The sequence below is a fragment of the Streptomyces sp. NPDC026206 genome, from assembly GCF_040638465.1.
GTDB lineage: Bacteria > Actinomycetota > Actinomycetes > Streptomycetales > Streptomycetaceae > Streptomyces.
The window spans coordinates 187,598-206,156 of record NZ_JBEZYL010000005.1; the positions used below are offsets into that span (position 1 = coordinate 187,598).

15 protein-coding genes and 3 tRNA genes are annotated in these 18,559 nt (G+C 72.3%); 4 read left to right on the plus strand and 14 right to left on the minus strand.

Features of this window, described 5'->3' with window-relative positions; genetic code table 11:
* Window positions 1–2: 2 nt before the first annotated feature.
* The 3 genes from AB0F13_RS10920 to AB0F13_RS10930 form a co-directional block, all read right to left on the minus strand.
* Window positions 3–1,961, minus strand: a complete 1,959-nt coding sequence (locus AB0F13_RS10920) for a kelch motif-containing protein (RefSeq protein ID WP_362078548.1) — start codon at window positions 1,959–1,961, stop codon at window positions 3–5.
* The gene (locus AB0F13_RS10925) at window positions 1,958–3,805 is read right to left on the minus strand and encodes a cellulose synthase catalytic subunit (RefSeq protein ID WP_362078551.1); all 1,848 of its coding nucleotides are present in this window, start codon (window positions 3,803–3,805) and stop codon (window positions 1,958–1,960) included. Before AB0F13_RS10925 ends, AB0F13_RS10920 begins: the two co-directional genes overlap by 4 nt.
* A gap of 339 nt (window positions 3,806–4,144) precedes the next feature.
* A tRNA-Lys gene (locus AB0F13_RS10930) sits at window positions 4,145–4,218 on the minus strand.
* Between the two features lie 243 nt (window positions 4,219–4,461).
* Here AB0F13_RS10930 and AB0F13_RS10935 point away from each other — a divergent pair.
* Both AB0F13_RS10935 and AB0F13_RS10940 read left to right on the plus strand, forming a co-directional pair.
* Window positions 4,462–5,124 carry a C40 family peptidase gene (locus tag AB0F13_RS10935; protein ID WP_362078554.1) on the plus strand — a complete coding sequence of 221 codons (663 nt, stop codon included), beginning with the start codon at window positions 4,462–4,464 and terminating at the stop codon, window positions 5,122–5,124.
* 147 nt (window positions 5,125–5,271) lie between these two features.
* The gene (locus tag AB0F13_RS10940; RefSeq protein WP_362078557.1) at window positions 5,272–5,862 is read left to right on the plus strand and encodes a lytic polysaccharide monooxygenase auxiliary activity family 9 protein; all 591 of its coding nucleotides are present in this window, start codon (window positions 5,272–5,274) and stop codon (window positions 5,860–5,862) included.
* Between the two features lie 76 nt (window positions 5,863–5,938).
* Here the strand turns inward: AB0F13_RS10940 and AB0F13_RS10945 are convergent, their stop codons facing one another.
* The 5 genes from AB0F13_RS10945 to AB0F13_RS10965 all read right to left on the minus strand — a co-directional run bounded on the left by AB0F13_RS10945 (window position 5,939) and on the right by AB0F13_RS10965 (window position 9,115).
* On the minus strand, window positions 5,939–6,808 hold the full coding sequence (locus AB0F13_RS10945; RefSeq protein WP_362078560.1) for a cytochrome c biogenesis CcdA family protein: 870 nt from the start codon (window positions 6,806–6,808) through the stop codon (window positions 5,939–5,941).
* Window positions 6,805–7,569, minus strand: coding sequence for a DsbA family protein (locus AB0F13_RS10950; RefSeq protein WP_362078563.1), 765 nt, complete (start codon window positions 7,567–7,569; stop codon window positions 6,805–6,807). The genes AB0F13_RS10945 and AB0F13_RS10950 overlap by 4 nt, the downstream gene beginning before the upstream one ends.
* A gap of 79 nt (window positions 7,570–7,648) precedes the next feature.
* Entirely contained in the window at window positions 7,649–8,083 is a 435-nt protein-coding gene (locus AB0F13_RS10955; RefSeq protein ID WP_362078566.1) for a hypothetical protein, read from the minus strand.
* Window positions 8,084–8,190: 107 nt separating this feature from the next.
* Window positions 8,191–8,264: transfer RNA gene (locus tag AB0F13_RS10960), tRNA-Lys, on the minus strand.
* Between the two features lie 89 nt (window positions 8,265–8,353).
* Window positions 8,354–9,115 (minus strand): IclR family transcriptional regulator C-terminal domain-containing protein, encoded by a 762-nt coding sequence (locus AB0F13_RS10965; protein WP_362078569.1) that lies wholly within the window; start codon window positions 9,113–9,115, stop codon window positions 8,354–8,356.
* A gap of 248 nt (window positions 9,116–9,363) precedes the next feature.
* Between AB0F13_RS10965 and AB0F13_RS10970 the strand changes: the two genes are divergently transcribed.
* Window positions 9,364–10,461, plus strand: coding sequence for an LLM class flavin-dependent oxidoreductase (locus AB0F13_RS10970; RefSeq protein ID WP_362078572.1), 1,098 nt, complete (start codon window positions 9,364–9,366; stop codon window positions 10,459–10,461).
* Window positions 10,462–10,466: 5 nt separating this feature from the next.
* On the opposite strand, the gene AB0F13_RS10975 is transcribed toward AB0F13_RS10970, so the two are convergent.
* Window positions 10,467–12,227, minus strand: coding sequence for an EAL domain-containing protein (locus tag AB0F13_RS10975; protein WP_362078575.1), 1,761 nt, complete (start codon window positions 12,225–12,227; stop codon window positions 10,467–10,469).
* Window positions 12,228–12,645: 418 nt separating this feature from the next.
* Here AB0F13_RS10975 and AB0F13_RS10980 point away from each other — a divergent pair, with 418 nt between their 5' ends.
* Entirely contained in the window at window positions 12,646–13,887 is a 1,242-nt protein-coding gene (locus AB0F13_RS10980; RefSeq protein ID WP_362078578.1) for a M6 family metalloprotease domain-containing protein, read from the plus strand.
* Window positions 13,888–14,012: 125 nt separating this feature from the next.
* Here the strand turns inward: AB0F13_RS10980 and AB0F13_RS10985 are convergent.
* The 5 genes from AB0F13_RS10985 to AB0F13_RS11005 form a co-directional block, all read right to left on the minus strand.
* Window positions 14,013–14,086: transfer RNA gene (locus AB0F13_RS10985), tRNA-Lys, on the minus strand.
* Between the two features lie 55 nt (window positions 14,087–14,141).
* A complete protein-coding gene (locus AB0F13_RS10990) occupies window positions 14,142–14,723 on the minus strand; it encodes a bifunctional DNA primase/polymerase (RefSeq protein ID WP_362078581.1) in 582 nt (193 codons plus the stop codon).
* Window positions 14,724–14,857: 134 nt separating this feature from the next.
* On the minus strand, window positions 14,858–15,226 hold the full coding sequence (locus AB0F13_RS10995) for a hypothetical protein (protein ID WP_362078584.1): 369 nt from the start codon (window positions 15,224–15,226) through the stop codon (window positions 14,858–14,860).
* A gap of 281 nt (window positions 15,227–15,507) precedes the next feature.
* Window positions 15,508–16,848, minus strand: coding sequence for an AAA domain-containing protein (locus AB0F13_RS11000; protein ID WP_362078846.1), 1,341 nt, complete (start codon window positions 16,846–16,848; stop codon window positions 15,508–15,510).
* 8 nt (window positions 16,849–16,856) lie between these two features.
* On the minus strand, window positions 16,857–18,455 hold the full coding sequence (locus AB0F13_RS11005; protein WP_362078587.1) for a hypothetical protein: 1,599 nt from the start codon (window positions 18,453–18,455) through the stop codon (window positions 16,857–16,859).
* Window positions 18,456–18,559: the final 104 nt, after the last annotated feature.

The window sequence follows — 18,559 nt, forward strand, 5'->3', positions numbered from 1 at the left end:
CCTCACTGCTCCTCCGGCGGCGGCTCCTCGGCCACCGGCACCTTGACCCACACCGCCTCCGACGGCGTCCCCTTCACGTCGGTCACATGGAGCATGTACCAGCCGGGGGGCACCAGGGCCGGGTCCCCGGGGATCGTGACGGTGACGCCGTCCCGGGTCTTCTGCAGGTCCAGGGCGATCGAGCGCTGTTCGATGTTGGTCACGTGGGTGAACGACCCCGGCCGGATGAGCCGCGCCCTCGCGATGCTCTTAGGGTCGCTGGTGCGGTACGTGGCCTGCTCGCCGAGCCTGACGGTCCTGGGCCCGGACTCCCGGATCTCCGGGCGCTCCTCGCGGTAGCGGTAGGGCGGGGTGTAGAGGTCGATCTGCTGCTGGAACGTGCCCACCCTGGTGTTGGCCGCGTCGCCGAACAGCGAGTCGGAGCCGAACGTCATCACGCGCCCGTCGGGCAGCAGCAGCGCGCCCGAGTGGTAGTTGCGGCCCACCAGCGGATCGGCGACCGGGCGGGTGGAGTTGGACCTGGGGTCGTAGAGCTCGGCCTCCAGAACGTTGGAGTCGCTGCGGCCGCGGTAGTCGCCCGAGCCGTTCGTGGTGAGCACGGTGTCGTCGGGCAGGATGACGCTGCTGGGGTAGCGGACCTTGGCGTAGAGGTCGGGACCGTCGTGGAAGCGGGGCTTCTCGTCGCGCAGGTCGACGATGCGGGTCCTGGCGGTGGACTTGCGGTCCTCGCCTACCCCGCCGCCGCCGAGGACCATGTACCGCTGCTGCTGCGCGGGCGGGAGCAGCACGGACATCGAGGTCTCCAGGACGTCCGGGTCGCTGATGCCGGGCACCTCGGTGAACTCGTTGCTCTCCACGTTCCACAGGCCGGGCACCCGGCCCTTGTCGGCCGGCCCGTAGCCCGCGTTGGAGCCGGTGTAGAAGACCTTGTTCCGCCCGGCGAGGAAGAGGGCGGGATAGGTGGGGAAGAACCGCTCCTTGGGCAGGTAGGACCACTTCTTGGTGGCCGGGTCGTAGATCTCGTTCTTGCCGGGGACGACCTGGCCGATCTCGTCCAGCCCGGAGACCGAGAGCACCTTGCCGTCCTGAAGGGTGGTCAGGGTCGGGTACCAGCGGGCCTCCTCCATCGGGTCGACCGTGATGTAGCGCTCTGCGACCGGATCGAATTCGAAGGTATCCCTGATGCCCTGGAAGTCCTTCTTGTCGAAGGAGAGCTTGTTGGCGATGCCGTAGGAATTCTGGGCGTCCGTGCCGGCGAGCCCCTCGATGCGGAAATTGTCGGTGGCCCCGGTCTCGTACTCGTGGCCCTTCTCCAGCGCCTCGACGTAGACGCGCGCGGTGCTGGCCTCGACCTTGACCTGGTTCCCTTCGCCGGTCTTCCTGGCCCGGGGCACGAGCACGGCGTCCTTGGACTCGAACGTCTTGTGGCTGGCCTTGCCGGTGAAGCGGGTGCCGGCCGGGAAGGTCATCGGCTTGTCGGGGTTCTCGTTGTGGACGACCATCAGGCCGCCGGCCTTGGTGACGTCGCCGTCCAGCTTTTCGTAGCGCTGGGTGCCGCCGGCCACCAGGAGCTTTCCGTCGGCCAGCTGGGTGTGGCCGGCGCAGAAGAGGTCCTTGGGGGTGGGAATGTTCTTGAAGGTGTTCTTCCGCGGGTCCCACAGGACTGTGCGGAAGGACTTGGCCCTGAAATTGGCGGCGTTGTTCCCGGAGCCCGCCACCAGCAGCACCTTGCCGGTGTGCAGGAGAGCCGCGTGAATGGTGTTGATCCGGTATTCCCTGGGGACGTCCACGACGTCCCAGTGACCGTTCTTCGCCTTGTACTCGGTCTGGTTGATCGCGTAGTCGTGGTAATGGGCGGCGGCGTATCCCCAGAGCGCCGGCCCGTTCATTCCCGCCAGGACGACCACGGCCGCCGCACCGACCGCTGTGCGGCGGGTACGGCGGCTCGGCTGGAATCTCATTGCTGACGGGCCCCCTCGGGGTGCTTGGCGCGGTACACGGTCCACCACCACGCGAGGATCGGTGCCACGGTGACCGCCAGTGCGAGCGCCGCCCAGGTGCGCATCGCGACGTGGGTGTGGCCGAGGACGAAGGACGCCACCAGCGACCCGCCGAAGACGAGCAGGAAGAAGAGGTGGATGCGGAAGGTACCGAAGAGGGTGTCGGGACTGGCCGAGTCACCCTTCGGGGTCACCACGAATCTGCTCCTGCGGCGCAGCACCGCGTCCGTGAGCGAACGGGCGTAGAGCGGGGCGGAGAGCGCGGACATCACCATGCCGGCGAGTCCGCCCGAGCCCTCGGGCTCGTGCGGGGAGACGTTGTGCCGGCGGTTCCAGATGTAGAGGCCGATCTGGAGGGCGGCCGCGTCGCTGTAGAGCATCATCCAGATTTCGGAATTGATCGAGATCCCGGATGCCCCGAGCCCCAGGAAGAGGGTGCAACTGAGGGCCCCGAGCATCCAGTTGATCGCCGTCATCGGATAGTAGATGACCATCAGGGTGTAGTTGAGGAACGTGCCCGGCGAGAGGCTGAAGGGGCCTTTCCAGTATTGCTTGATGATGGTCTCGTAAGTGCCCCGGGACCAGCGCAGCTGCTGGGTGAAGAAGTCCGTCCAGGCGTTCGGCCCCTCGCCGACGGCCAGGACGTCCGGGGTGTAGACCGAGCGCCATTTCCGCCCCGTGGCGGGATTGCGGTTGCGGTGCAGTTCGAAGCCGGTGGCCATGTCCTCGGTGATGGAGTCGTACAGGCCCCCGATGCCCTTGAGCGCGCTGATCCGTACGGCGTTGTTGGTGCCGACGAACATGGGCGCGCCGTAGCGGTTGCCGGCGCGCTGGATGAGGGCGTGGAAGAGGAACTGCTGGCTTTCGGCGGCTTTGGTGACCGCGGTGTCGTAGTTCCCGTACACCTGAGGTCCAACGACAAAGGCGACATCGGGGTCACGGAAGTAACCGAGCATCCGCTCGAGGAAGTTGGGAAGGGGTACGTGGTCGGTGTCGACAGAGGCGAAGAAGTCGTAGTCGTCGCCGTGCGCGTCGAGCCAGGCGTTGTAATTCCCGTGTTTGGTTCTCGCCCGGTGCGGGCCCTTCGGCTGATTCCATTTCTCGATGCCCTTGCGGGAGAAATGGCGCACGCCCAGCCGCTCGCAGACGGCTCTGACCCCGGGGTCGTCGCCCTCGTCCAGCAGCCATACGTGGACCGGGCCGCGATGGCGCACCCGCACGGCCGCCTCAAGGGTCCCGGTGACCATCTCGAGCGGTTCCTTGCCGGGTACGAAGGAGGTCAGGAAGGCGACCTTGGTGCCGTTCTCGGGGACCACCGGTATCGGATCTCGGGCGACGAGGGTGGCGTGGGCGTTGGAGGTGACGTTCAAGGTGCGGAACAGCTCGATCAGGCCGATGGACACCAGCATCACGGTGTCCAGGGTCCGCATCAGCAGGGTGCCGTTCTCCCGCTGGGTCCAGTGCGACGGCTGCATCAGCCACAGCAGCAGGGCGAGCGAGACGACGGGCGCCGCCCCGAGCAGCAGCGCCGCCCGGATGCGGTGCGGCTCGTCCGCCAGCAGGCTGCGGTAGCGGACGCGGTAGGGGCCCGGCCCCCGGTCCGGGTCGGTCAGCGGACCGGCCAGGCGGCTGTAGTGCTCGTAATCGAAGCGCGGGAGCGGCTTGCGATGGTGCGGTGGTGCGAGCCGGGGCGGATCCGGGTGCCGCGGGCGGCCTCCCGTGCCGGCCGGGGCGGGGACGCGCAGCCGTGTCGTCACCGATGGGTCGTAAGTCTGCTGCCGGGCATCAGCAGGCGTAGACGTCATGAAGTCATTCCCCCCGCACGCATGGCGACTGCGTGTGTGCCGGTTCCTGGCCCGCCGACCCCCCTCGACCGTGCGGGCGTGCCGGTGCCGGCTCCCCCCGGCACCGCCCAACTCATTGGTCAACGCATGACATTGGGTGTAGCTGTGCGTTTCAGGATCTCGGACCCCGCGTCATGATCGCAAGGGTGAAACAAGGTGTTTACCGGGCAAAGCGGTACGTCGAACGAGGATGTGTGCGAATGTTGCGCAAGTGGTCACATCTGACGCGCCCGTGTGTTCGTATCGCTCAGGGAACGACTCAGGGCCCCTCACCATGAGTGAGGAGCCCTGAGTCTCGCGTGCGCCGCCAGGGACTCGAACCCCGGACCCGCTGATTAAGAGTCAGCTGCTCTAACCAACTGAGCTAGCGGCGCCTGCTGACAGAGAAAACTCTACCTGATTCCGAAGGGTGCTTTGACCCCGCTCCGGAGGTCGGGGGCGGGAAGGAGGCAGGGCGGCGGGGGCCGGTGGACCGGCCTGCGCCCGATCGGTCCAGCAACCTTGCGCATGGGGCCTACGTAGGGTAATCGCCGGGCGACGTGCGGTTTCTTCCGGTCGTTGAGAAGCTGTGCCGAGCGATGCCGAAGGGGGCAAAGCGACGGAAAGGCAGCAGGGAGATGCCCGAGGAGATAGCCGGCGAGGGCGCCCGGCGGCGGCCGCGCGGCGCCCGTGGCGCACTGGTGGCGGCCGTGGGCGCCGCGGTGATCGCCGGCTCGGGCGCGACCCCGGCTGCCGCCGAGCCGCCCGAGCCCGCCCCGAGCCTGGAGCCCGGGGAGGCGGCCGCGCCCGGGGCGGACGCCGGGGTGCAGGCGCCAGGTGCGGAGGGGGCGGCGGATGCGGCAGGTGTGGAGGGGGAGGTGGATGCGGCGGGCAGCGCCCGGGACCTGGAGCCCGCCGTCGCCTACGCGCTCCGCCACCTGGGCGACCCGTACGCCTACGGCGGCGTGGGACCGCGCCGCTGGGACTGCTCCGGCCTGGTCCAGCAGGCCTACCGCCGGGCGGGCATCCGGCTGCCGCGCATCGCGGCCGACCAGTACCGCGCCACCCGGCGCATCCCCCGCAGCGCGCTGCGCCGGGGCGACCTGGTCTTCTGGTCCACCGACGGCAAGGCGTCCGGTGTGCACCACGTCGCGATCTACGTGGGCGGCGGCCGCTACATCGAGGCGGCCCGTCCGGGCACCAAGGTCCGGCTCTCCGGCTTCTCCGTCCACGACCCCCACCTGTACGGCCGGCCCTCACCCGTGCGGGCGAAGCGGACGAGGAAGGGCTCTGCCCGCTGAGTGACGTGCGCGCCTGTCACGGAAAGAACTGTGTCAAGGGGGCGATTTTGGCCTGGACATGACTATTGGCCGGTACTAGCCTCCGCCTTGGTCTGGACCGCAATCCACTCGACTCACAGAACCCCCCACGTTCTCGAGGAGTGACGTATGCGCAAAAAGATCAGTGCGGCGATCATCGGCTTCGGCGTCGCCTGTGTCTCCCTCTTCCCGGCCGGAAGTGCCACCGGTCACGGCTACACCGACTCACCCACCAGCCGCCAGGTGTTCTGCGCCAACGGCACGGTGCAGAACTGCGGCGAGATCCAGTGGGAGCCGCAGTCCGTCGAGGGCCTCAAGGGCTTCCCGTCCCGCGGCCCCGCCGACGGCACCATCTGCGCGGGCGGCAACAGCCGCTTTGCCGAGCTCGACGACCCCCGTGCCGGGAACTGGCCGGCCACCAAGGTCGCGGCGGGGCAGAGCTACGCCTTCCGCTGGAAGCTGAGCGCACGCCACGCCACCACGGACTTCCGCTACTACCTCACCAACAGCAGCTACGACCCCGCCCGGCCGCTCACCCGCGCGGCACTCGACACCAAGCCGTTCCTGACCGTCCCCTATGGCGGCCGGATACCCGACGCCATCGTCACCCATGAGGGCACCCTCCCCGCCGGGAGGACCGGCAAGCAGCTGGTCGTGGCCGTCTGGACCATCGCCGACACGGGCAACGCGTTCTACGCCTGTTCCGACGTGCGGTTCTGAGGGTCCCGGACGGCGGCTGAACGGAGTGCGGCGGCCGGCCGCGCGCGGGGAAGCCCGCGCGCGGTCACCGCCGCTCTCACCCGTCCGTGTTCTCTGTGTTCTCCGGGGTGTCCGGGGTCCGGGGGCTCTCCGGCTCCCGCCGCAGGGCGAACCGGGCCAGCACCCCCGCCACCACCAGCGCGATCACCGCCAGCAGCGCGTAGTCGGGGACCGCGCCGCCCACCCGGGAGGCGAGTTCCTCCAGACGGAACTCCTCGTCGGCGTCCACGATCGCCGGCAGCCCGCTCGTTCCCCCGTAGCCGAGGAAGAGCACCCCGATCGCGATGAAGAACACTCCCGAGATCAGCGAGGTGGTGTGCAGCCGCAGCCGGCCCAGGCGCAGCTCCCTGCCGCGCAGCCAGCCCCGGCTGCCGAGCCGGAAGCGGTCCCAGAACAGGGCCAGCACGAACAGGGGCAGCGCCATGCCCAGCGCGTAGACGGCGAGCATCGACGCCCCGTAGGCGGGGTTGCCGGCCACGGCGGTCACGGTCAGCACGGCGCCGAGGATCGGACCGGCGCAGAAGCCCGCGAGCCCGTAGACGCAGCCCAGCACAAAGGTCGAGGCCGCCGAGCGGGGAGTGATGCGGCCGGCGGCCGCCTGGGCCTTCTTCGACGCGAAGCCCAGGCCGAGGATCTGCGCGGCCCCCATGGCGACGACCACCCAGCCGCCGACGGTGATCAGTAGGTCGCGGTGGCCGTTGAAGAGCCGGCTGGCGGCGGTGGAGGCCACGCCGAGCGGTACGAGCGTGGTGGCGAGCCCCAGGTAGAAGACGCCCGTGCGGGCCAGGAGCCTGCCGGTGCCGGTGAGCGAGTAGGCGAAGAACGCGGGCAGCAGCAGCGCGCTGCACGGGCTGACCAGGGCGAGGACGCCGCCGAGGAACGCGGCGAGGTAGCCGATGTCGCTCACTTGCCGGACTTCTCCGCGCCGGCCCTGGCCGCCTGTACGGCCTTGGCCCGGGCGATGGCGGCCTCGAACTCCTTCATCGGCTGGGCGCCCGCCAGGGGCCGGCCGCCGACGAGGAAGGTCGGGGTGGACTGCACGCCGAGGGAGTAGCCCTCTTCCTGGTCCTTCTTGACCGCGGCCTCGGCTTCGGGGCCGTTCATGTCGGTACGGAAGGCGTCGATGTCCTTCACGCCCGCCTTGCCGGCCAGCTCGGCCAGCTTGTCCTCGGCGAGCGCGTCGCCCTTGCGGAGTTTGGCGAACACCTCTTCGTGGAACTGCCGGAAGCGGCCCTGCCGCCCGGCGGCCCAGGCGGCGCGGGCGGCCCGCTCGGAGTCCTTGCCGAAGATCGGGAAGTTGCGGAACTCGACGCGCAGCACACCCTCGTCCACATACTTCTTGATCAGTTCGGGCTGGGTCTCGCGAGTGAAGCGCCCGCAGTACGAGCACTGGTAGTCGGCGTACTCGACGAGTACGACGGGCGCGTCCGTCCTGCCGACGGCGAGCGGGTCGCCGTCCTTGCGGCGGCTGGTGGCCTTCTCGAACTGGTCGTAGCTCGGCTGCTGCGGGTCGAAGGACAGCTGCGAGTCGTCGGCGGAGGACTTGTGCCCGCCGGAGCCGGCGCTCCTGCCGATGGCGATGCCGGCGGCGACGAGCGCCACGACGAGGGCGAGGACGGCCCCGATGGCCGCTGTGCGGCGCGAGGGCGTGGACAGGCGTGCGGACATGAGAGTGGAGCTCCATGGGTCGTACGGGATCTGGGCATGCCGGAGCACGGCCCGTGCGGGGCCGTGGTGGGGGCGTCCTCTAGATCCGTAGGACGGGGAGCAGCTCGGCGCAGCCGGCGACCGGTACGGGCGGTGCCCTGGCCGGGCCGGTGAGCGGGACCTCCGCCTGCGGCCGTGCCACGCGGGCGGCGGCCGGGCCGGTGAGCGGGTCGCCGTGGCCGTGCGCGACGGCGATCTCGGCACCCTTGAGGGGCACGTCCTGCTGGCGGCAGGTGCCGCCGGTGTCCCGGACCTCCGCGCGGGGGCGGAGCCCGGGCCGGGCATCCTGCCCGGCGGCCGTCGCCGTCGTCGTGGTCGTGGCCGGGCCGGGGGTGCGGGCCGTGGTGAAGGCCGTGAAGGCGGTGCCGGCAAGGGCGGTGGCCGAGGGGCCCGCTCCGCTGAGGGCGGGGGCGAAGACGACGGCGAGGAGGAGCAGGAGCACGGCGGCTGCCGTGGGGCGGCGTCGCTGTGACACGTGTGCTTCTCCTTTCCGTTCCCGGGCGCACCTGCCGGCGCGGCGTTCCATGCTACGGGCCGAACGACGAAGACCCCCACCGATCGGTGGGGGCCTTCGTCTGTCTGTGCGCCGCCAGGGACTCGAACCCCGGACCCGCTGATTAAGAGTCAGCTGCTCTAACCAACTGAGCTAGCGGCGCCTGCTGACAGAGAAAACTCTACCTGATGCCCAGGGGTGCTCCGAACCACCCGTCACACCCGCCCCTGGCGGCGCGGTGCCGCGGCGGCGTCAGAGCGCCATCGACAGCAGCATCGGGGCGGCGTGCCGGTTCAGGGTGTCGGCGGCCTCTCGCAGCCGGTGGGCGTGCCCGACCGGCAGGGAGAGCGCCAGCGAGCCGACCGAGCGCCCGGCCGTGATCGGGACGGCCGCGCAGACCGTGCCCACGGCGTACTCCTGGAGATCGAGGACGGGGACGCTCACGGGCTGGGCGTCCAGCTTGCTGAAGAGGACCTTCTCGTTGGTGATCGTCTTGGAGGTCAGCCGGGCGGTGCGGTGGCGCGAGAGGTGGTCGCGCCGGCCGTCGTGGTCGAGCTGGGTGAGCAGGCACTTGCCGATCGCCATCGCGTGGGCGGCGGAGCGGAAGTCGACCCACTCATGGACCCTCGGGGTGCGCGGCCCGTCCGCGTACTGCGTGATCCGGATCTCGCCGTCCACATAGCTGCTGAGGTAGACGGCGGCGCCGATCCTGTCGCGCAGCGCGTACAGCGAGCGCTGGAGCTTGCGCTCCAGGGCCTTCTTGCGGTCGCCGCCGCCCGCGCCCAGCAGGACCAGGGACTCCCCGGTGACGTAGCCGCCGTCGCCGGTCCGCTCCACGTACTCCTCGCGGCGGAGCATCAGCAGGAGGTGGGCGAGCTGCCCGGCGGGCAGTCCGGTCTCGCGGGCGATCTGGGCCTCGCTCACGCCGCCGGTGTACTTGGCGACCGTCTCCAGCACGCGCAGGGCGTACTGCACCGAATGGAACGGTGCGGTCGGCTCGGGCATGAGCGTCACGGTCTCCCCCTAGCGGTTACCTGTGGGTGTACCGCTCTCCACGATAAGGGCGAAACCGGCGGCGCGGAGAGGGGGTTGAGCAGAATCCGCCCGGCGTGCGTACCCCTGTCCTGGGCGTCGCGACCTTGGCATATGCCACTGTCCTGGAGGTGGCTCCCCGGAATAAGCGGAGATTCGCTCCGGTTGTGTCGGCCGGGGCGCGAAGACGCTCCCGTGCAGACTCAGCCAGACCAGGGAGGCGGGCCACCGTGGCCGACGTACAGGACGACATCATCCGGGCGAAACCTCTCGGCACCGCCCCGGTGCCCCTGTCCGTACTGGACCTCGCGACAGTCGGCAGCGGCCGGACCGCCCGCCAGGCGCTGGGCACCACCGTCGAGCTCGCCCGCCTCACCGAGCGGCGCGGCTTCCACCGCTTCTGGGTCGCCGAGCACCACTCGATGCCCGGCGTGGCCAGCTCCTCCCCGGCCGTCCTGCTGGCCCACCTCGCCGCCCGCACCGGGCGCATCCGCCTCGGCTCCGGCGGCGTGATGCTGCCCAACCACGCACCCCTGGTGATCGCCGAGCAGTTCGGCACCCTTGAGGCCCTCGCCCCGGGGCGCATCGACCTGGGCCTGGGGCGCGCGCCCGGCACGGACGGCGCGACCGCCGCCGCCCTGCGCCGCCAGGACCGGCTCGCCGAGGGCGCGGACGACTTCCCCGAGCAGCTGTCCGAGCTGACGCGCTTCCTGGACGACGACTTCCCCGACGGCCATCCCTACGCCCGTATCCACGCCGTCCCCGGGCCCGTCCAGGGCCGCGTCGCCGGCGGGGTGCAGCGGGCCGACCGCCCCTCCGTCTGGCTGCTCGGCTCCTCCGGCTTCAGCGCGCGGCTCGCCGGTCTGCTCGGCCTGCCGTTCTCCTTCGCGCACCACTTCTCGGCGGCCCATACCGTCCCCGCGCTGCAGCTGTACCGCGAGTCCTTCCGGCCGTCCGCCGTGCTCGACCGCCCCTACGCCAAGATCGGCGTCCAGGCGCTGGCCGCCGACGACCCGAAGGAGGCCCGCCGCCAGGTCCTCACCGGCGCACTGGCGATGCTGCGGCTGCGCACGGGCCGGCCCGGCCTGGTGCCGACGCCCGAGGAGGCGGAGCGGTACGCCTACGGCCCGGCCGAGCAGGAGTTCGTCGCCGACTGGCTGCGCAACGTCGTCTTCGGCACGCCGGACGACGTGCGGGCGGGGCTCGACGCGCTGGTGCGGACGACCGGCGCCGACGAGCTGATGATCACGACGAACGCGCACGGCCCCGACGCGAGGCTGCGCAGCTACGAGCTGATCGCGGACGCGTACGGGCTGCCGGGCGCGTAACCGGTTCAGGGCCGCACGCCCGCGCTCAGCAGCGCGGAGATGCGGTCCGCCGGCACCGGCCGGGAGTAGAACCACCCCTGGCCGGTGTCGCACCCGATCCGCCCGAGCCGCTCGGCCTGCTCCGCGCTCTCCACGCACTCGGCGGTGACCGTCAGGCCCAGCCGGTGCGCGAGCTGGACGAGGGCCTCGACGATCGTCTCGTCGGCGGGGTTGGGGTGTTCCTCCGCGCGGAAGCCGTGCACGAAGGACCCGTCGAGCTTGAGGGTGGAGACGGGCAGCCGGCTGAGGTAGGCGAGGTTGGAGTAGCCGGTGCCGAAGTCGTCGATGGCGATGGCGACGCCCATGTCGCTGAGCGCCTGCAGCTGTTGCAGCGGCCGGCCCGCCGAGCCCATCACCGCCGACTCGGTGAGCTCCAGCTGCAACAGGCTGGGCGGCAGCCCGGTCTCGGTGAGGATCTCCGCCACGTCCCCGACCAGGTCGGAGTCCCACACCTGGCGCACCGCCACATTGACGCTGACGACGAGCGGTTCGTCCGGGTGGTCGAGCTGCCAGCGGCGGGCCTGGCGGCACGCGGTCGCCAGCACCCAGCGGCCCAGCGGCACGATGGCGCCGGTCTCCTCCGCCAGCCCGATGAACCGGTTCGGCGGCAGCGTGCCGAACTGCGGATGGTGCCAGCGCACCAGGGCCTCCACGCCCCGCACGACACCGTCGCCGAGGCCGACCAGCGGCTGGTACTGCAGGGCGAACTCCTCGCGGTCGACGGCGGGACGCAAGGTGCTGGACAGGGCCTGCCGGGTCATCCGGTGGGCGTTGCGCTCGGGGTCGAAGAGCGTCCAGCGGGCCTTGCCGTCGGCCTTCGCCCAGTACAGCGTGGTGTCCGCCGCCTGCATCAGCTCGGTGGCGTGCGTCCCGGCCGCGGGGCGCTCGACCACGCCGATGCTCGCCGACACCGCCAGCCGCTGTCCGGCCACCTCGAACGGGTGGGCGAGCCCGGCCTGTACGGACGCGGCGAGGTCGATCAGCTGCTCGGTGCCCGCGGACTCCTCCACCAGCAGCGCGAATTCATCGCCCCCGAGCCGTGCCACGAGGTGGCCGCCCGGCGCCGCGCACTCCGTCAGCCGCCTGGCCACCGCGCCCAGCAGCCGGTCGCCCGCCCGGTGGCCGAGGGTGTCGTTGACGGCCTTGAAGCCGTCCAGGTCGAGGTAGCAGAGTCCGATCCGGCCGCTGCCGCCGCCCGCGACGGCGGCCGCGGCCAGGGCGGTGGCCAGGCGCTCGAAGAAGAGGCTGCGGTTGGGCAGCCCGGTCACCGGGTCGTGCATCCGCAGATGCCGCAGCCTGGCCCGCAGGTCGCGCCGGTCGCTGATGTCGGCCACCGACAGCAGCGCGTCGGGGGTCTCGGGCAGCGGGGTGACCGTCACCTCGGCCCACAGCCCCCGGCCGCCGGCCTGTCTGAGCCTGCGGGTGCAGTGCAGCCGGTCGCGGCGGCCCAGCAGCACCTCCCGGTAGGCGCTCCAGGTCCGGGAGTCCTCGCGAAGCCCGGTGAACTCGGCGGCGGGGGAGTCCTCCAGGCGGGCGGGATCGGTGCCCAGCAGAGCGCCCAGGGCGTCGTTGGCGGAGCGTACGAGGCCGTCGCGGCCGACGACGGCCATACCGAGGTGCGCGGCTCGGAAGGCAGCGCGGAATTCATTCGAAGTGACGTGACGTTGCGTGACGACTGGCGGCTTTGAACCGGGCGGGCCGCCCTGGCCGTCGAGTGTTCCGCTCAACGCTCGCTCCCGCGTGGCATTCGTTTCCGCACGGATCCCGTGCGGGTTTCGTGTGTCTCGTACGCGTGGTGGAAAAGGCGGCAAATGGCCGCCTGTAGGGGGATTCCGTGCTCGAAGTGTGGCGAGCATAGAGCCCGCGCAGGGACCGTTCCAGCGGCCCGGCCGCGAGTGGGGGAGCCGTCGGCTTGGGTCCGACCGTTTCTGTGCATCCATGCGCGTTTGCGCGCACTCACGCCCGAGGCTGCATGTTTGCGTCTTCTCGATTGACCATCCGTGACTGAGTGTGATGTACCCAGAAGTCGGCTTAGTCACTCGACTGGGGTAGTGAAACGGGGCATAACACCGCAAATAACAAGAGGGTGGGTGAGGTCTCCCGATTCCGTCCCCGGAGGTCGACGTGGTGCGTCCGCTGACACCCATGGGAGTGGACCGGCCGCGGCCACGCCGCGCGGACCGGTCCCGACTGCGCCGTCTGGGCGCCATGTTCACCTGCCTGTGCGCGATCGCCACGACCGTCGTCGCAGCACCGGCGCACGCGCAGGGGCCCGGCGGCCCCTGCGCGCTCCCGCGCAGCCAGGCGCACCACTCCGAGGGCGTCGACACCTGGAATCCGGACTACCCGCGGCCGGTCGGCCGGCTCGACGCCGTGATGATCTTCCTGTCCTTCCCGGACTCACGGCCCACCGTCTCCCCCGACCGGCTCGCCGCCGATCACTTCCCCGGCACTTCCCGCTTCTTCGAGCGCGCCTCCTACGGGCGGTTCTCGCTGCGCGTCCACCCGGTCAAGCGCTGGTTCCAGATGCCCCGGACCTCCGGCGAGTACCACATACAGCGCGACTGGGACGGTGACCGGCGCTCGGCCTACCTGCGGGACGCCATCGCCGCCGCGGACCGTGCGGTGGACTTCCGGCGCTACAACCTCGTCTACCTCGTCGCCGACCCCGACGCCCCCGGCGTCGACTCCGACGCGACCAAGGTCGTCAACCTCGAGGAGCCCATCCGCGTCGACGGCACCGAGCTGCGCCGCATGGTGACCGTCTTCGAGCACCACCCGCCGGACCGCAACGTCCTGGCCCACGAGACCGGGCACGTGCTGGACCTGCCCGATCTCTACCACCGGCCGACGGACGGCAAGGGCGACTGGGACACCCACGTCGGCGACTGGGACCTCATGGGCAGCCAGTTCGGGCTCGCCTCGGACCCCTTCGGCTGGCACAAGTGGAAGCTGGGCTGGCTGTCCCCGCGCCAGGTCGACTGCGTCAACAGCCCCGGCGCCTCCCTGCACACCCTCCAGCAGCTCGAGGCCCCGATGCACCCCGGGGCGGACTCCCGCACCCGCATGGTCGTGGTCCGTACGGGTGTGACCAGCGCCGTCGTCATAGAGGCACGCGGCGCCTCCGGCAACGACGCGGCCACCTGCACCGAGGGGGTGCTGGTCTACCGGGTGCGCAGCGACACCGCCTCGGGCGGCGGGCCCATCCAGGTGCTGGACGGCCACCCGGGCGGCCACGCCTGCTGGGGCCAGTCCGTCTACCCGCCGCTGGCGGACGCGCCGCTCGGCCCCGGGGAGTCCCTGGGCTCGGTGGCGGACGGGGTCCGGGTGGAGGTGCGCAGTCACACGGCGACAGGGTCCTGGACGGTGAAGGTGAGACGCGGCTGAGGCGGGGCGGGCCGGTGCCTCCCGGGCTTTTCCCGGTGGTCTCCCCGGGCTCTCCCGGCGCTTCGGGGTGTCCCGGGGCATACGGCGAAGGGCCCCATCTTCCGATGAGGCCCTTCGTCTGTCTGTGCGCCGCCAGGGACTCGAACCCCGGACCCGCTGATTAAGAGTCAGCTGCTCTAACCAACTGAGCTAGCGGCGCCTGCTGACGTGGAAACTTTAGCACCCTGATCCGGTGGAAAGAAAATCCGTATGTTTCAGCCCCGCGCCTGCATGGGTACAGAGCCCGCCCGGGCGGCCCGTACGCAGGCCCACAGCAGCGCGTCCGCGCCCGGAAGCCATGGGTGGCGGGTCTCCGGCGCGAGCAGCCAGCGGACGGCGGCGGGCGTGGGCTCGGTCCCGTCGGGCTGGGGATACAGCGGGGGGACGGTCACGGCGTCGCCCGTGCCGTAGAAGAGGAGCGGGGGCAGGGCCCGGCCGCCGTCCGCACGCTGTCCCCACTCCTCCCACTCCAGCAGGGCGGGCAGCCGCTGGGCCGAGCCGGGCGCGGCGAACAGCAGCAGCCTGCCGCGCTGGGCCGCCACCGGCCCCGAGCCGGGGCCGGCGGCCGACCACAGGTGATCGAGCATCCGGCGGCCGAACAGCATCGGCGCGTCGATCACATCGAAGATCTTGCCGCAGGGCAGCACGGTCGGGGCCATGGCGTTGTCGGCCCACAGGGCGTGGATGCCGCCGGGGGAACGGCTGGCGGAGGCGAGCCAGTCCGCCCCGGCGAGGGTGACGCTGGGGGCGGCGGGCCGGGGGCGGACGGGGTGCGGAGGGTGCGGCCAGGAGCTCATGGGCCCTATGGTCGGCGGCCCGACGGGGTCCGCCTGCGGTACTTGGCGGAATTCGGGACAGGGCGCTGTGCGGTGCGCTACCTTGTGCGCCGCATATGCCAACGGCCCATGATCGGGACCATGGGCCGTACGGGTCACTCGACGGTGCTGTTGCTGCCGCGCAGCAGCTCGCGGCCGAACTCCACCATCTTCTTCGTGTAGTCCTCGCTCCATTCGGCGCACTCCGCGATCACTGCCGTGGGCAGTCTGTCGAAGTGCCGGGGGTCGGCGAGCTGAGCCGCCGCGACCGCCTGGAACTCCGTCGCCCGGTCCGCGGCCGCGCGGAAGGCCAGCGCCAGCTCCGTGGAGCGGGCCAGCAGCTCACGCGGGTCCTCGATCGACTCGAGGTCGAAGAAATGCTCCGGATCGGCGACGGCCTCGGGCGGCTCGAAGAGCAGCTGCGCGGGCTTCAGGCGGCGCGGGGCACTGTCCTGCGCGCCGGGAGCCTGCTTCGGCTCGCACATGTACATACCTCCAGAATCGTCTGCACCGTCATCCATTGTCCTGCCGCGCGCAAGTGCGCCCCGCACCCGGCCCCGCGCCGATGCCGGATGCCCGCCCGGACGCCCGCTCCCACGAGCACCGGGCGACCCGGTGCCCGGTCAGGCGGGCCGGAGACCGCGTGGCCGGCCCGCAGCCGTCCCGGGCTGCATTCACCGGCCGCGCGCGGCGGTGTGCCGGGCTCCGGCCCGGCGGTCCGGAGGCCCGGCCGGCGTGCCCGGCGAAGCCGTCGGGCGGCCCGCTCCTACGGGTGCCAGGCGATCCGGTGCTCGGTCAGGTGGGCCAGGACCGCGTGGTTGGCCTCCCAGCCGTCCGGGAACTTCATCGTCACTCCCAGCTGCACCGGCTCCGTCGAGGGGTGCTCGTCCAGCAGCCGGTCGACGCCCGCCCGGCAGACGACGATGCACGCGTGCCGGTGCCTGGAGGCCAGGACGCACAGGCGGCCCGTCTCCAGGTGGAACGCGGTGGCGTCCGGGCGCCCCGACAGCGGGTGCAGCACGACGGTCACGTCGAACTCGCGGCCCTGGAGGCGGTTGGCCGTGTCCACGCTGACCCCGGTGACCCCCAGCTCCGCCAGCGCCGTGCGCACGGCCGCGGCCTGGTCGCGGTGGGCCGTGCCGACCGCGATCCGGTCCGCCGTGAGCGGGGCCGGGTCCGGGGAGGTCTCGCTGGTCACGGCACCGCCCCGGTCCAGCAGGCGCCGTACGACCCGCGCCACCGCGCCGACCGCCTCCGGGTCCGTACGCGGCGTGTGCCGCGCGGGCAGCTCCAGCAGGCCCCAGCCGGACTCGGCCGCCTCGTCCAGCACCCGGTCCGGGCCCGAGCCGTCGGACGGCACCCCGAAGGCCAGCCGGCGGTCGCCGTGGCCGGTGCCGCTGCGGAAGGGCGTGTACGGATAGAACGCGGCCGAGACCAGCGGCGCGGCGGAGGCGGGCAGCCGCCAGGAGACCGGCAGCCGGTGCTGGGGGAGGCCGGGGTTGTGCGCGAGCAGCGTGCTCACCGCGCTCGCCGACGGGTCGTACGACAACCCTGCCCACTGCTCCGCGCCCACCACGCTGAACGGGTCCAGCTGACCGGGGTCGCCCACGAACAGCGCCCGCTCGAACAGCCCCGCCACCGCGAGCAGCGCGTCCGAGCGCATCTGGTACGCCTCGTCGACGATCGCGTGGCCCCACGGCTCGGCGACCTTGGTGTGCGCCCACTTCGCGGCTGTGGAGACGACGACGTCCAGCCCGGCGAGGTCTGCCGCCTTCGCGGACGGCACGACGTGGTCGAGCGCGTCGAGCGCCGGGTCGTAGGGGCGCTGCTCGTTGCTGTGCAGCCGGCCGACCGGCAGCTGCGGGTCCTGCTTGGCGATGCGCAGCACGAGGTCGTCGACCTGCGCGTTGGTCTGCGCGACGATCATCAGCGGGCGGCCGGCGCCGGCCAGCTCGCGCGCCGCCCGCACGACCAGCGTCGACTTGCCCGCGCCCGGCGGGGAGTCCACGACCACGCCGCGGTGGGGGCTGTGCAGGGTGTCGCGCAGGATGGCGTCCGTGGCCGCTGCCGCCGCCCCGGCGGGGTCGAAGGCGCGCCCACGCGCCATGCGTACGGTCACAGACGGTCCTCCGCGGTCACGGGGTCGGGGGCTTCGGCCGGGGCGGCCGGCGGGCCGCCGTGGGTCCAGGGGGTCCGCTCGGGGTCGGGCAGCTCGGGGCCGCCCCTGGGCGCGTGTTCGAAGAGTGTCCAGCACACGCGGTCCCCCGGCCGGGGTACGGAGCCCGTGTCGGGCACTTTGCCGCGGCCCATTCCGCCGGTCAGTCGTACGGTCACGCACCGGTCCTCCGCTTCGCGGGTGACGGACACCACGAACTCCGCGGTCTGCGCCCTGCCGTCCGGCAGCGCGCGGTGCAGCTTCACGCCGTCGGCCAGGTGCGGGGTGTCCGCCGTGCGGATCGTCACCAGCGGGCGGGGGCGCGGGACCTTCGCCTGCGAGTACGCCGGCACCACCTCGGTGACCTCCCCGGCGAATGCCTGGCCGGCCAGCCGCCGCCCGGCCATCACCAGCGGGTCGTCGAGCGCCTCCTGGGCGTCCAGCCGGGCCTGCGCGCTCTCGCGGGCCGCGAGCTTGCGGGCCGCCGTGACGGCGTCGTCGCGCCGGGGCTGCGGGGGTTCGCCGGCGCGGACGCGGTCGCGGTGCCCGGTGTAGGACCAGCGGTCACGCTTCCAGCGGTCGGGGACGTGGGCGCCCTCGGGGAGGGCGCGCAGCAGGTCGACGCCGTGCCAGACGGCGTCCCACGTGGGGCGCAGCTGGGACCCGAGGAGTTCGCGGACGGCGCGCTCGGCTTCGCCCAGTGCCGCCTGCGCGGCCGCGGACCGGTGCCCGGCGGCCTCCAGTGCCTCGGCGCGGGCGCGGTCGTAGCGGGCGACGGCCGGCGCCAGCCGCCTGTTGTCGAAGGCCGGGTCCGTCGCCGGCCCGGCGGGCGGGGTGGTGAGCAGCCCGTCCGCGTCGCGCTCCAGCTCCGCCCGCAGTGCCGCCTGCCCGCCGGGCGTACCGGCCGGCGGGTCGATCCAGGCGAGCAGCGCGCCCAGGTGCTGGTCCTCCAGCACGCTCTGGCCCGTCGCCCAATGGCGGCCCAGTGCCTGCGTCATCGCCAGCAGCAGCGAGGAGCCGGGGACGTGGGCCCGCTCCCCGAAGTGCGTCAGCCAGCGGCCCAGCAGCGGTACGCGCGGGGGAGCGGGGTGGGCGGCCTCGGGATCCTGCTCCGCGGTGCGGCGGAACCGCATCGAGCGGCCGAGCAGCCGTACGTACTCCACGCCGGCCGCGCCCGGCACCAGCAGCTGCGGCGCGTCGGCGCACAGCTCGACCTCGACCGGTACCTTCTTCCCCGTCCCCGGGTCGGTCTCCTTGCGCTGCTCGTGCTCGACGGCGTCGCCGTACCCCTCGATGTACGGCAGCATCTCGCTCGCCAGCTCCGCCAGGAAGGCGAACCGCAGATCGCGGTCGCGCGGCTGCGCCACGACGAGCAGCCGCGGCGCGTCCCGCTCGGTGCCCACCATCGCGCCGAGCGGCGCCCCCGCCTCCCCGGCGGTGGTGAGCGGCACCAGCACCATGGGCCGCTCGGCGACATGGCGGTGCCGCACGGTGGCCAACGGCTGCGCCCGTCCCTCCCGCGCCGCTTCCAGCCGCGCGAGTGTGCTGATCAGCGACATGCGGTGTCCCTCCAGAGGGTCCGGCCGGCCACGGCCGCCGCCGGGCCGTTGGGCCCCCGCCGTCGCGGCTGCGTGCCGTCGCGGCGGACGGGGGATGCCGGGCG